We start from the raw sequence: 13,929 nt of genomic DNA, 5'->3' as shown, positions 1-13,929 counted from the left end.
TTGCAATCAGTGTTCGCCAAGCTGAACTCCGGCGTTGCGGAAGCAAGCCATTGCGTAGCGGCACGCGCGGTCAATTTTGTATTTCCTCGTGTCCGGAGATGAAGTTCTGCGGTGAGGACTCAATTGCAGGCAGGATCAACCTCGACGCCTCGGACGCGGGAAGTCACGGACGTCGACGCGGATGGCGCGCAATGCGTCAGATCCAGAGGTTGGGCACGAACTCGTTCGAATATCCCGAGATGAGTTCGTGCTCGGCGCCCGTCGTTGCATCGAAGACGGAGCGGCGAATCCTGCCGATATTGCCGCCATAGACGTGAATGCTGATCGAGGGCTGGTCCGGCAGACCGTTCGAGATCGCATGAATGTCGCCGATGTCAGGCGAGACAGCGGCCACCGTGCCCTTCGGCAAGCGCTCGGCGGCGCCGGGCCGCAACGAGCCGTCGGCCTGTCGCGCATAGCTGACTGAGAGTTCTTCACCGCGCAGCACGCCCACCAGCCCCCAGACGCGGTGGTTGTGGATCGGCGTGCCCTGTCCAGGCCCCCAGACGAAGCTCACGATCGAGAAGCGATCGAGTGGATCGGCATAGAGCAGGTATTGCCGATAGGCCCTTCCATCAGCCGCGGCGTACGCATCCGGAAGCCAGTCGTCCGCGGCGACCAGCTCTTGCAGCTTGGGAGTGATCTTTGCGAGGGTTGAGGCTTCGTCCAACTTCGCTTCGACGATCCGGGCGACCCCAGCGACAAAAGTTCTGAGCTTGGGCAGGCTGGTCATCGCACGGCCTCGAAACGCTCAGGAAACAGACCGCGCGCGGCGAACTCGCCGACGGATGAGCGCGGACTCGGTTGTTCGCGCTGAAGCAGAGCTGGCGCCAGATGCGCCCCGTCACCTTTGCGGCCAAGCGCGATCGCGATCTCGACGTCGAACCCCTTGGGTGCACCAAGGATGGCGCGCGCCTTGTCGGCGTCGAAGCCGCTCATGCCGTGAGCCGCCCAGTTGCCGATTGCAGCCTAGTTGGCGAAATTGGCCCATGCGGCACCCGCGTCGAACGAATGGGTTCGCGAGAATTGCGCTTCGGTCTTGCCCGGCGGCGTGAACTCCTTGCTGGACAGCAGATAGATCAACGCTGCCGCATGCTGAGCCCATCCGCGATTGAATTCGATCAAGGGAGCGAGAAAGGAATCGAATTCCGCATCGCCTCTCAGGGCGTAGAGAAAGCGCCATGGCTGCGAGTTGTAGGCCGAGGGCGCCCATCTGGCGGCCTCGAACAGTGTTCGCAGTTCGCCTTCCGATATCTGCTCCTGGGAAAATCCTCGGGGAGACCAGCGATCGATGAAGATACGCTCGGCGGGGTGGTCAGCGACACGGCTCGTTCGCTGCGATGCTTGGATTGTCACGGTATCTTTCTCGAAACATTTGGAGCATGGGAGACGCTTGCAAATATCACGGTCAATGCGACGCGCGACACATCAGACTTGCGAAGGAATCCAATTTGGCAGGATCGCTGCGACTACGGCGAATTCTTCGGAACGACATTTTCCATTTGGCCGCATGCAGGACAATTCCTTGCACGCGTGCTGACGCGCCGCGACAGGGCCAGCCTTCGTTGGCGGTATTACGTTAGGAGCGGAGCTTTACGGGAAAAAGCACGCCACTGCGTGTCCTGTCGCAAAAGTCTCCAGGGCCGGGGTTTCGCCACGGCAACGTTCCCGCGCGCGTGGACATCGCGCCTGGAAGGCGCAGCCGGCGGGCACCGCGTAGGGGCTGGGAACGTCGCCCTGCATCGGTCTCGGCCCGGGGCTGGCTTTGCGCGTCTCGATGCGTGGCACGGCGTCGAGCAGCGCGCGGGTGTAGGGATGCGCGGGCCGCGCGAACAGGTCGCCGCGCGGTGCTATCTCGACGATGCGTCCAAGATACATCACCGCGACCCGGTCAGCGAGAAACTCCACGACGGCGAGGTCGTGACTGATGAAGAGATAGGACACGCCGAGCTCGTCGCGCAGATCGGCGAGCAGGTTGAGGATTTGTGCCTGGATCGAGACGTCGAGCGCGGAAACCGGTTCATCGCAGATGATCAGATCGGGCGTGGGCGCCAGGGCGCGGGCGATGCCGATGCGCTGACGCTGACCGCCGGAGAATTCGTGCGGATAACGGGCGGCGGACGCGGCCGGCAATCCGACGAGATCGAGCAGTTCGGCGACCCGGGTCTTGATCTCCTTGCGATTGCCGAATCGATGGACGCGGAGAGGATCTGCGATGATGTCGCCGACGCGCTGTCGCGGGTTCAGCGACCCGAACGGGTCCTGAAAGATCATCTGCACCGCGCGCCGGTAGGGCAGACGAGCCGAACGGCCGAGCGGGACCAGATCGACACCCTCAAGCCTGACCGCGCCGCTGCTCGGAGGGACGATGCCCATGATAGCGCGTCCCAGCGTCGACTTCCCGCAGCCGGATTCGCCAACCAGCGCCAATGTTTCACCCGGCGCAACCGTCAGCGAGACATCGCTGACCGCCTGCAGTCGGCCACGGTTGGTGGCGAAGGCAACCGACAGATGCTCGATCGCAAGCAAGTCAGTTGCTTTCGTCGGCGACTTCTGCAGCACCGGAGACATCCTTGGGGCGCACGCTGCGCCTCTCGTCGGCAACGACGTGACAAGCGAGCGTGAGCGGTTCGAAGTGGGTCGGTAATGGGCGCGCGTCCCGGCAGCGCCCTTCGGCGGACGGGCAACGCGGCGCAAAGGCACAGCCGTTCGGCCAGGCGCCCAGCGCCGGCACCGCCCCCTGAATGGCAGGAAGACGATTCTGGCGGTTGCCCTCGCGGCCGAGGCGGGGGCGAGCTGCAAGCAGGCCTCGCGTGTAAGGATGAGCCGGCGCGGTGATGAGCGTATCGACCGGCTGTTCTTCGACCTTGCGGCCGGCATACATCACAAGAACCCGGTCGGCCATGTTGGCGACGACGCCGAGATCATGGGTGATGAGAATGAGCGCCATCTGCCGCTCGCGCTGGATCTCCAGGAGAAGATCGAGGATCTGGGCCTGGATGGTGACATCAAGTGCGGTCGTGGGTTCGTCGGCGATCAGCAGGAGCGGATCGCAGGCGAGTGCCATCGCGATCATGGCGCGCTGGCGCAGGCCTCCGGAAAGCTGATGCGGATAGTCGTGCACGCGCCGGTGCGGATCAGGCACATGGGTCAACGACAGGAGTTCGACGGCGCGCTTCTCCGCGGCTGCGAACGAGATGGAGGAATGGCTGGTTAGTACCTCGGCGATCTGCAATCCGATCGGCAGGACCGGGTTGAACGCCGCCATTGCATCCTGGAAGATGAAACCGATGCGATTGCCGCGGATGCGGCGCAGCTTCTTGTCGGGAAGCGCGATGAGGTCCGAGCCATCGAACAGCGCCTTGCCGCTGACCTCCCAGTCGCGCTTCGGCAGCAGGCCGAGCAGGGACAGCATGCTGATGCTCTTGCCGCAACCGGATTCGCCGACGATGGCGAGGGTCTCGCCGCGTGCAATTCCGAAGGAAAGATTAGCGACAGCAGGCAGGAGTGTCCTTCCACGCCGTAGCGCGATGTCCAGATTTGTGACCTCGAGCAGATGGGAGGACGCGGTCACCGTCTGAGCCTTGGATTGAGCGCATGATTGAGCGCATCGCCGAGAAGGTTCAGCGCGAGCACCGTGATCATGATCGCGAGGCCGGGAATCGCGGTCTGGTACCACGCCGTGCGCAAGGCGTCACGGCCGGCGCCGATCATCGTCCCCCAACTCACATGGTTGGGATCGCCCAGGCCGAGGAAGGAGAGGCCTGCCTCGGACAGGATCGCGGTCGCCACCAGAATGGAAGCCGCGACGATGACCGGGGTCAGTGCGTTGGGCACGACATGGAACAGCACGATGCGCCAGTCCGACATGCCCATGCCGACCAGCGCCTGGACGAAATCGCGGTTGCGCAGGGCCAGTACCTCCGCACGCGTCAGCCGCGCGATGCCGGGCCAGGCAGTGATTCCTAGTGCCAGGATGATGGTGTAGATCGACGGACTGAGGACCGCGACCATGACGATGGCGAGCAGGAAGGCCGGCATGGTCTGGAACAGCTCGGTGACCCGCATGATCAGGTCATCCATCCATCCGCCGTAGTAACCGGCAACCGCGCCCAGGCTGACACCGATCGCCAGGGCGATCGCGGCTGCGACGGCTCCGACCATCAGCGAGACGGAGGCGCCGTGGAACAGGCCGGCGGTCAGGTCGCGCCCCATCAGATCGGTGCCGAGTGGAAACTCTGGATCGTTGCCTGGCCAGATGAAGGGTGAAGCAACCATGTCCGAGGGATCGCCGGGATAGAGAAAGGGGGCCAGCGTGGCGGCAGCGAGGACGCCGATGATTACGAGACTTCCCGCGATGCCGGCCGGCGAGGCCATGACTGCACGGACAACCGATGTCGAACTCATGCACCAACCTCGATGCGCGGATCGAGCCATGCGTAGAGAACGTCGACGACGAGATTGACGGCGACGACGACGAAGGAACTCAGCAGCATGATCGAGAGCAGAAGGTTGAGGTCCCGGTTGCTGACCGCCTCGAAGGCGAGCCTTCCCATACCCGGCCAGGCGAAGACTGTCTCGACGACGACGGAGCCACCCAGCAGGGTGCTGGCCTGGAGGCCGATCATCGTCACAAGCGGCAGCAGCGCATTGCGGAAGCCGTGCCGGAAGATGATGCGGCGGTCGCGCAGGCCCTTGGCGCGGGCCGTTCGTATGTAGTCCTGGCTCATGGCCTCGATCATCGAAGCCCTCGTCATCCGGGCATAGATGGCCATGAAGAAAAGAGCGAGCGTCGTTGCAGGCAGGACCAGGTGGTGCAGCCGGTCGGCGAGCAGTGCCGCACCTTGCAGGGGCACCTTTGTCACTTCCTGCATGCCGCCGGTCGGAAGCCATTGCAGATAGACGCCGAAGAGCACGATCAGCATCAGCCCGACCCAGAACAATGGCGCCGAATAGGCCAGCGTCGCCAGGATCGAAACGACGCTGTCGATCACGCCGCCCGGCCGCCAGGACGCGAGCAGGCCGAGGACTGTTCCGAGGATCACTGCGATGACGAGGCTGGTTGCGGCCAGCAGTAGCGTTCCGCCCAGCCGGGCGGTGATCAGCTCCGTCACGGGAATGCCGTAGCGGTGCGAGAAGCCGAAATCGAGGGTCGCGACATTCTTCAGATAGGTCCAGAGTTGAAGCAGGATCGGCAGGTCGAGACCAAAGGCCTTGCGGAGCTCCTGGACATAGCCCGCATCCGCCGCGGCGCCACCTTGCTCACTGGCCACCACGTCGGCGAGATCGCCGGGTGCAAGTTGCAGCAGGAAGAAGTTGAAAGCGATGATTCCCAGAATCAGCGGGATCGCGAGCAACACGCGTCGCACGACGTATCGCGCCAGAGATCGGGATTGGCCAGCGGAACTCATTCGGGCGCGAAATAGACGTTGGCGAAATTGTCAGCGCGCTGGTTGGGTGTGTTGGTCAGGCCGTGCAGACGCTTGTCGTAGACCGAGAACCAGTCGATCTCGAACAGCGGGATCAGCGGCAGATCGCGCTGCACGATGCGTTGCAGCGTATTGTAATCCTCGATTCGTTTCTGCGGGTCGATCTGGGTCTGGGCATCCTCGATTGCGGCGTCCAGCTCGGCGTTCTCGTAGCCGGAGACGACGACCCAGGAGGTGCCGGGCATGCGGGCCTTCGACCAGAAGCGCGTCTCGATGCCCATTTGCGGATCGGCGCCGGCGTTGCCCCAGGAGCTGATCAGGTCGAAATTGTAGTCGGTGAAGACGCTCTTCAGCCAGGTCGTCAAATCCTGGCTGCCGAGCGTGACGTCGATGCCGACGCGGCGCAGCGACTGGCGGACGAACTCGCCCGTGCGGCGGTAGTCGTCGCCGTATGGAATGAAATCATGCGTCAACTTGAAGCGCCAACCGCCTTCCTTGCGCGGAAAGCCCGCCTCATCGAGAAGCTGTTCGGCTTTTTTGGGATCGAACGGATATTGCTGCAAACCCTCGCCGAGATGGAACGGCTTGAGCGCCGAGGGGATCGGGCTGTCGGCAACCTTGCCGTAACCGCCCCACACCGTCTTCAGCAGCAGGCCGCGGTCGATCGCATGCGCAATCGCCTGGCGCACCTTGGTGTGCTGCAAATACTGGTTCTTGTGATTCGGCTCGAGCCAGAACCAGGTCGGCGAAAATTCGTAGCCACGCGTATCGACGACGAAACGGCCGTCCTTTTTCAACCGTTCGGCGTCGGCGAAGGTGATCGGATGTTGCTGGCCGAATTGCACGGCACCGGTCTCGAACGCGGCGGCGCGGCCGGCAGCGTCGGGGATGATCTTGAAGACGACACGGTCGAGATAGGGTTTGCCTGCGTCCCAATAGTTGGGATTGCGGTCCAGCGCGATATGGCTTCCGCGCACGTATTCCTTGAACACGAAAGGACCCGTTCCGATCGGTTTGGCATTCCATGGATTGGAGCGAATATCCGTTCCTTCATAAAGATGCTTGGGCAGCAGCCATAGCGCTTGAGCGTTGAAGTTGCGGTAGATCACCGGCGTCGGCTTCGACAGGGTCAGGATGACCGTTTGCTCGTCCGGCGTCTCCACCTTCGACAAGGTCTGGAAAATGCGCTTTCCCGCCGAGGAGTATTTCAGCAGTCCTTCCTCTATCGAAAACTTGACGTCCGCCGAAGTGAAGGGGTGACCGTCGTGCCAGGTAACGCCCTTGCGCAGCTTGAAGGTCAGCGTCAGACCGTCCTTCGAGAAGTCCCAGCTTTCCGCGAGCTGGGGCTTGATGCTGCCGTCCTGGGCGTAGTCGACGAGACCATCGTTGATCTTGGTTGCGACCAGAACGGTCGGCGTGGCCGTGTTCAGGAGCGGCGAGAGAAGCGGAGGCTCCGGATGAACGATCGAATTCAGCGTGCCGCCACGGATCGGCGTCTCCTTCTCCTCCGCTGAAGTCGGCCCCGATGTCGCCAGCACTGTAGCGAGCGTCAACACGCTCATCATCCTGATCATCTAACGCTCTCTCGAATTGATTGCGCAGCGGCGCTTTGATTTGCGCAGTGCGCGATGGCCTGAAGGTTACGAGCCGTTATCGGAGACCGTCAAGGAAACGGTCTTTCAAATGAAGCGCAGACCTGGCTGCACTATGCCCTTGCGGGGACCGTCAGCAGCTTGTTCATTTTGCTCTCTCGTCGGTGGCTTGGACAAAGCTGCTGCGTCTTTTCGATCAAACCCGGATAAAGGCGCTTGCAAGCGTGCTCTGCAGACCGTCCGCGTTGACCGTGTGATCGTGCACGCGTTTGTTGTAGACGGTGAACACCTGTTGTGCGACCAGATCGAGGCCCGGCAGCTCACGGGCGAGGATGCGCTGGACTTCGGCATAGATCTCGATCCGCTTCACATCGTCGACTTCCACCACTCCGGCGTCGAGCAGCCGGTCAACTTCGCCGTTCTGATAGTGCGCTCCATTGGAGAACGGCACGCCGGGCTTGAAGTTCTTCGACGAGTAGTAGCTCTGCAGGCGCGAGGGATCTGTCCCGTTGATGAGCCATGCATAGGCGAAGTCGAAGTCACGATCGGCATAAACGCGCTTGACATACGTGCCGAATTCCTGCGCGCGCACGGTCACTGCGATACCGACCTTGCCGAGTGCCTGACGTATGTAGGCGGCGACGTTGCGGAAGCTCTCGGTCGACGGCAGCGGATCGAGCGTCAACCCGAAGCGCACGCCATTGCCTGCACGCGGAAGGCCGGATTCGTCAAGTAGCCGCTCCGCCGTCGCCGGATCGAAACGATAGACCGGGACGTCGCGTGCTGCATAGCGATCCAGCGACCTCGTGATCGGGCTGGTGGCGACCACGCCATATCCAAGCCAGCCCAGTCGCAACACCGCGTCCCGATCGATCGCATGTGCAATGGCCTGGCGGACCGGGAGCTGCTTCAGATACTGATTGTCGAGATTGAAGATGAGCGTGGTCCAGTCGCCCGCGGCCTCGTATCCGCGTGTCTCGATGCCGATCTGCGGCAACGTCTTGAAACGGTCCAGGTCGGCCAGCGGGATCGGGGTGTTGTAGCCGATGTCGCCTTCGCCGGTCTCGAGCGCGATCGCGATAGCTGCCATATCCGGCACGATACGCACGATGATGCCGTCGAGAAACGGTTTGGGCTGGTCCCAATACACGGGATTCCGCTCCAGCCGGATGAAGCTGCCGTGAACCCATTCCCTAAAGAGGAACGGCCCGGTGCCGATCGGCTTGGCATTGACCGGATTATTGAAATAATCCGTGCCGCCGTAGAGATGCTTGGGGACGATCGCTGTCTCGGTCCCCGAAAATGCAGTGAGCAGCGCAGGGCTGGCTTGCGACAATACGATCGTCACCGTGTGCGGGTTGGGCGTGCGGATCTCGGTCAGGTTCCGAAAGTTGACCCGGCCCGTCGGATGAATCTCTGCGGCCAGTCGGATCGAGAAGGCGACGTCCTCCGAGGTGAAGTCCCGTCCATCATGCCACTTCACGCCCTGGCGCAACGTGAAGGTGAATTCACGCTTGTCCGGGCTGACCTGCCATGACGTTGCCAAATGAGGCTGCGGATTGAGAGTAAAATCGTAGGTGAGCAGACCTTCAATGATCTTGCTGCTGACCAGCTTTGATGGGCCGGACGCGTTACCCGCCGAGATCACCGCCGGCGGGTCCTGACGAAGCAGAATTTTGAGGGTGCCGCCATGCTGCGGCTCGTCCGTCTGCTGAGAAAACGCAGCGGATGTGCCCAAATCGCCTTTGGCAAAAGCCGCTGCGGCGACTGTGCCGCCGATGAACGATCGGCGCCCGATGCCGGAAAACCGCGATCCTGTCATTCTGCTTCCTTTCAAGTGCGTCTACCCCGGCAGGCCGTGGTCCATCGCAAATGCTGGAGCATCTCCGCTGGTCGTTCCCACCGCGATTGAGGGGACGCCAACGACTGTGGATCTTGCTGCGATCGATTTTGTCACCAGGCTCCCAGCGCCGATCTTGGCGGCGGTGCCGACCTCGATGCTGCCCAGGAGAGTCGCGCCGGCGGCGAGGAGCACGCCTTCGCGGATATGCGGGTGCCGTCGGCCTGCGTGCTTTCCGCTACCGCCGATAGTCACCTCGTGGAGCATGGAGATGTTGTTCTCCAGCACCGCCGTCTCGCCGATTACCACACCCACGCCATGGTCGATGAAGACGCCGGTTCCTATCGAGGCCGCCGGATGAATATCGATCGAGAACCGCCTTGATGCGATGCTCTGAAACAGTAGCGCCATGTCGCGCTTGCCGCGGGTCCAGAGATGGTGTGCTGCGCGGTAGATCTGCAGAGCGCGAAATCCCGGGTAGAACAAAAATGGTCTCAACACCCCGTCGACAGCGGGGTCGCGCTCGACAATGGCTGCGAGATCGAGCGCGGCTGCCAGGGCGATGTCGTCGTCGTCCTCGACGATGTGCGTAACTGTGCTCGACAGGAAGGACGGCGGCAAAGGCGGATCCGCAAGGCTGCCGACGATGCAAGCCGTCAAAGCGTCTTCGAAACGGGCATGAGCACAGACGTACTTGTCTACGAGGATCGCGAGCGCATGTTCGGTGCGAGCCAGCTCGGTCGCTTCGCTCTGCAGGGACCGCCAGATCGCGTGGATCTTGGCTGATTTGTCGTCAACGGCACGCAGGCGATGATGCAATTGCGCCTCCCGGAAGTCTATCTTGAACGGCCGCCTCCGACTGACAACCAGTCGACGGCGGCAGCCGCCGCGGTGATGGACGTTGCGAGATGGAGGGAGGCGGGCGTCATGATGGCGGAAAATCTCTGGAGGGGAGACGAACTCATCCAGGCCACGCTATGGCTTGTTTATCCCGTGGGTCAATTTTCTATTTTGGACGCACGGTAGGTGAAAATTCGAAGCCGCGACGGCCTCAAAGAATGACGTGCTTGACGACACGCGTGTGTGCCAGTGGTCGCTGCCATATATTGCGGCAGCAACCGTGCCCTGTGACCTACGCGCCGCCTCGCGACGCAATCACAGCATTTGCCATCTCGACAAAGCCAGCGCCGCCTGGCCCGTCCGTAATCCAGACAGGCGGCGTCGGAATGTCCCTGAGGTAGCGCACCACCGTGCTGACGCCCACAGTATGGCGGAAGAAGGTGAACATCGGCGCGTCGTTGGTCGAGTCTCCGATATAGAGGACCTCCTCGCGTCTGAGATCGATGTCGAGCGCGTAGACGTTGGCCAGGATGCGTCTCGTCATCAGGAGTTTGTCGTAACCTCCGAGCCAGCCGAGCACCCAAAGATTGTTCACGGTCACATCGGCTCCGGCGGTGCGCAATGCCGCGACAATTGCGTCGCGGTGGCGGAGCTGTCGGGTTGGGCGAATGCAACACTTGTCAGGCGAAACGGCTGGTCTTCCGCAAGGATCGCGCCAGACACGGTCGCGCGAACCTGCGCGCCGATTCCGGCGAGCCTATCCGTGATGGATTGCCGGTGCTCCACCGGATGCCAGAAGATGCGTTCGAGACCATCGTGGCAATCGCTGCGCTGAAAGAAGAATCCGCCGTTCTCGCCAATAACACCATCGACGGGCCACATCCTTGCCATCTGATCGCACCAGCCCGCCGGCGCGGCGGTCACCGGAATGACCCTCACGCCAGCCATTTGCAGCCGTTCGAGTGCCAGATACGTCTGCGCAGCGAGATGACCGCCAAAGGTGAGGGTTTCGTCCATATCGGTCAGAACGAAACGGACGTCGCGGAAAGCCAAACGATCGGCTTTGGAGAGGAGCTGCATGCGATTTGCCGTGCGAAAGGGAAGGAAGCTCTCAGCTTCTACGTCGCAGTAGGAGATGCGAGCTGATGGAGGCGGGCATATCGCTTTTTCCTTTCGATTGTCCAGCGGCTGGTGCGACCGCCGCCTCTGTGGTGTGGAACGGCGATCGCGCGGGAATGACCTCGAAGTATGGGGATTGGAACTTCCGCGCCGTCTTTCTTCATCACGGGTCTTCATGACCGGCGCAAGACTCCAGCTGTCCGTTGCAACTCCGCGGGAGCTGCTCGCATGGACGGTACATCGTAGGACAAAGTGTTCGCGTCATTCGTCGATAAAAATATGGATCGAATGCTCGTCGTCGCTTCGCAAAGAGAGTTTACTTATTTTCGGGACGAGCTTGACTTGACGGGAATGCGGCTCGACCATTTCTCGCTCATTACAGGTTGATGGAAGGATCGGGTGATGGTCGTTGTGTTGGAGCAGTCGGCTGCGAAAGTTACGGGATCACATCAAAGTCTGTCCGTCCGTCGCTACAAGCCGCTGATCGGTGCGGTGATCGAGAATGTCGATCTGACGAGACCGCTCAGCGATCGCAACAGGCAGGAGTTGAACCGTGCCTTGGTCGAGCACGGTGTCATCTTCATCCGCAATCAGGCATTGAACGATGCCCAGCATGTCGAACTCGCCAGCGTCTTCGGCAAACCGGTCCGCAAGAACGTCTATCTACCCTCGGTGAGCGAGTTTCCCGAGATCGAGGTCATTGCCCACGATGAGCACACCAAATCGGGCGGCACCGACAATTGGCACGTCGATGTCTCCTGGCAGCGCGAGCCGCCCAAGGCGACGGTGCTGCATATCAAGCAGGTTCCTGCCGGCGGCGGTGGCGATACGATCTGGGCCTCTTCGTCGGCCGCGTATGAGTTGCTCGATCCCGATCTCGCCCGCTATTTCGAGAAATTGACGGCGGTCAACACCTTCCTGGCCTCGCCGAAGAAAGCGGCGCTGTCGGATCTCCTCTCGGGCTATGCTGCCGGGCGCAAGGAAACCGCGGAGGAAGGGCTGGCCCGCGTTGCCGAGGCCAGCGTGAGATTTCCGCCGATCGAGGTACCCGTCATCAAGACCCACCCCGAGACCGGCCGCAAGCTGATCTTCGTCAACGAGGCGCACACCAGTCATCTTCTTGGCGTGTCCAAGACTGCGAGCCAGAACCTGCTCAACTATCTCTACGACGTCATCAAGACGCCGGAAGTGCAGGCCCGGTTCGAGCGGCAGGAGGGCGACGTCGCCATCTGGGACAACAGGCAGGTCCAGCACTACGCGGTTCGAGATTACGGAAAGGCGCCCCGTCGCATTCACCGCGTCACGCTGGAATATGACGGCGTGTTCTAGGCGGTGTCCGCAAGAGCCGTAGCGCGCGCTGCGAGCGCAGTCGCATGTCTTCGATTTCCTGTTTCTGGAGCGCTGTTCAATGAAGTCGTTCGCTCGTGAGGCCATCCGCAATATCGGCCGTGGAGCAGCCCTTGCCGCCGTCCTCTGCGCAGCGATCGTACCGGCGTATGCAGCCGACGATGACAAGCGCGGCGGCATCATCCGCTATGGTCATTATCAGGAGCCGGGCTGTCTTTATGCCGGCTGGGTGCAGGCGGGCTACATCCAGCGTCAATACGCCGATAATCTGGTGGCGCGCACCCACGATGGCCGTATCGTGCCGTGGCTCGCAACGGATTGGACGATCTCCGAAGACAATCTTACCTATGTCTTCAAGATCAAGCCCGGCGTGACCTTCCACGACGGCACAGTCCTGGATGCCAAGGCGATTGTCACCAATTTCGACCGCTGGCTCTCGAACGACCCCGACAAGGTCAACCGCAACGGCAAGCTCTATATCGGCGAGTATATCCGCAGCGTCACCGCGCCGGAGCCGCTGACGCTGAAGATCGAGCTCAGCCGGCCGTATCAGCCGTTCCTCACCGTGCTGTCGACCTACTTCTTCGGCATTCTGTCGCCGACCGCGCTCGAACTCGGACCGCAGGCGCTGTGCGAGAAACCGGTCGGCTCGGGTCCGTTCTATGTCGAGGCCTGGAACCGCGGCCAGAATGTCATTCTCAAGCGCAATCCGAACTATAACTCCGCCCCCGCCACCGCGAAGCATCAGGGGCCGGCCTATGTCGACGGCATCGTCTGGAAATTTCTGAAGGACAACACCGTCCGCTATGGCTCTCTGGCCAACGGAGAGTCCGACGCGATCTACGATGTCCCGGCAGTGGACTGGGCGGACGCGCAGAAGCGCTTCACCGTGATTCAGGACATCACCGGCGGAACGCCGACGCGGCTCCAGCTCAACACCTCGCGTCCGCCGTTCGACGATGTGCGCGTACGGCGCGCCTTCGCGCAGGTGTCCGAACGTCAGAAGGCGGTCGAGGTGGCTTTTCACGGCTCGATCCCGTTCAACGGCAACGGCGCGCTCAGCGTCAGTACGCCCGAGCATCTCAAGGAGCTCGCGACCTCCTTTCCCTATGATCCCGACGCTGCCAACCGCCTGCTGGACGAGGCCGGCTGGACGGAACGGACCCGCGACGGCATCCGCACCAAGAACGGTAAGCGGCTGACGGTGCGGCTGCTCTATGCCGGCGGCTCGCTGATCTCGAGCGACGGCATCGTCGTGCTGCAGATCCTGCAGGATCAGGCCCGTGCCGCCGGGTTCGATGTCGTGCTGAAGCCGATCCCGCAGGCAGACTGGTTCGCCGGCAAGGGCCGCGGCATCGACGACTATGAGGCACAGCCGGCCTATTGGGTGGCGTCCTCGGCCGAGATCCTCAAGATCTCCTGGCGACCGGACCAGAATGGCGTCATCAACGCCAACAATGCCTCGCGTTTCCAGCCGCCGGAGCTCTGGAATCTGGTCGAGCAGGCGGACCGGACCTTTGACGACAAAGCGCGACTTCCGCTCTACGAGGCTGCCCAGCGCATCATCGTCGACAACGCGGCGGTGGTCGGGCTGTTTCCCCTGACGGTATCGATCGCGAGCCAGCCCAAGCTCAAGGACATCTGGATCTCGAGCCCTGTCAGCGAGCCCGTCTTCCACGATGCGTATTTCGAGAAATGAGCGCGATCATTCACGGACGCCCGG

Annotated in this window: 12 protein-coding genes and 1 pseudogene; 2 read left to right on the top strand and 11 right to left on the bottom strand. The window is 62.0% G+C overall.

Annotated elements, in window-relative coordinates; genetic code table 11:
* Positions 1-196 precede the first annotated feature (196 nt).
* The 11 genes and pseudogenes from RAD16_RS17220 to RAD16_RS17170 all read right to left on the bottom strand — a co-directional run bounded on the left by RAD16_RS17220 (position 197) and on the right by RAD16_RS17170 (position 10,820).
* Positions 197-772, bottom strand: a complete 576-nt coding sequence (locus RAD16_RS17220; RefSeq protein WP_458159081.1) for a cysteine dioxygenase — start codon at positions 770-772, stop codon at positions 197-199.
* Positions 769-1,395, bottom strand: a pseudogene (locus RAD16_RS17215) (nitroreductase family protein). The gene RAD16_RS17220 and the pseudogene RAD16_RS17215 overlap by 4 nt, the downstream one beginning before the upstream one ends.
* A gap of 237 nt (positions 1,396-1,632) precedes the next feature.
* A complete protein-coding gene (locus RAD16_RS17210; RefSeq protein WP_458159080.1) occupies positions 1,633-2,610 on the bottom strand; it encodes an ABC transporter ATP-binding protein in 978 nt (325 codons plus the stop codon).
* A complete protein-coding gene (locus RAD16_RS17205) occupies positions 2,570-3,718 on the bottom strand; it encodes an ABC transporter ATP-binding protein (protein WP_458159079.1) in 1,149 nt (382 codons plus the stop codon). Before RAD16_RS17205 ends, RAD16_RS17210 begins: the two co-directional genes overlap by 41 nt.
* On the bottom strand, positions 3,610-4,446 hold the full coding sequence (locus RAD16_RS17200; protein WP_458159078.1) for an ABC transporter permease: 837 nt from the start codon (positions 4,444-4,446) through the stop codon (positions 3,610-3,612). The genes RAD16_RS17205 and RAD16_RS17200 overlap by 109 nt, the downstream gene beginning before the upstream one ends.
* A complete protein-coding gene (locus tag RAD16_RS17195) occupies positions 4,443-5,450 on the bottom strand; it encodes an ABC transporter permease (RefSeq protein ID WP_458159077.1) in 1,008 nt (335 codons plus the stop codon). Before RAD16_RS17195 ends, RAD16_RS17200 begins: the two co-directional genes overlap by 4 nt.
* Positions 5,447-7,042, bottom strand: a complete 1,596-nt coding sequence (locus tag RAD16_RS17190) for an ABC transporter substrate-binding protein (protein ID WP_458159076.1) — start codon at positions 7,040-7,042, stop codon at positions 5,447-5,449. The genes RAD16_RS17195 and RAD16_RS17190 overlap by 4 nt, the downstream gene beginning before the upstream one ends.
* Positions 7,043-7,256: 214 nt before the next feature.
* Entirely contained in the window at positions 7,257-8,882 is a 1,626-nt protein-coding gene (locus RAD16_RS17185; RefSeq protein ID WP_458159075.1) for an ABC transporter substrate-binding protein, read from the bottom strand.
* A 21-nt stretch (positions 8,883-8,903) separates the two neighbouring features.
* Positions 8,904-9,719, bottom strand: a complete 816-nt coding sequence (gene epsC, locus RAD16_RS17180; protein ID WP_458159074.1) for a serine O-acetyltransferase EpsC — start codon at positions 9,717-9,719, stop codon at positions 8,904-8,906.
* A gap of 313 nt (positions 9,720-10,032) precedes the next feature.
* Positions 10,033-10,341 carry a hypothetical protein gene (locus RAD16_RS17175; protein ID WP_458159073.1) on the bottom strand — a complete coding sequence of 103 codons (309 nt, stop codon included), beginning with the start codon at positions 10,339-10,341 and terminating at the stop codon, positions 10,033-10,035.
* Complete coding sequence (locus RAD16_RS17170; RefSeq protein WP_458159072.1) at positions 10,338-10,820, bottom strand: hypothetical protein; 483 nt, start codon at positions 10,818-10,820, stop codon at positions 10,338-10,340. Before RAD16_RS17170 ends, RAD16_RS17175 begins: the two co-directional genes overlap by 4 nt.
* Positions 10,821-11,261: 441 nt before the next feature.
* Here RAD16_RS17170 and RAD16_RS17165 point away from each other — a divergent pair, with 441 nt between their 5' ends.
* A complete protein-coding gene (locus RAD16_RS17165; RefSeq protein ID WP_458159070.1) occupies positions 11,262-12,188 on the top strand; it encodes a TauD/TfdA dioxygenase family protein in 927 nt (308 codons plus the stop codon).
* A 79-nt stretch (positions 12,189-12,267) separates the two neighbouring features.
* The gene (locus tag RAD16_RS17160) at positions 12,268-13,905 is read left to right on the top strand and encodes an ABC transporter substrate-binding protein (RefSeq protein ID WP_458159069.1); all 1,638 of its coding nucleotides are present in this window, start codon (positions 12,268-12,270) and stop codon (positions 13,903-13,905) included.
* Positions 13,906-13,929 lie beyond the last annotated feature (24 nt).

The organism is Bradyrhizobium sp. 18BD (assembly GCF_054185225.1).
Note: the sequence above shows the minus strand (reverse complement) of the source record. Positions and strands in the feature narration are given on the sequence as shown.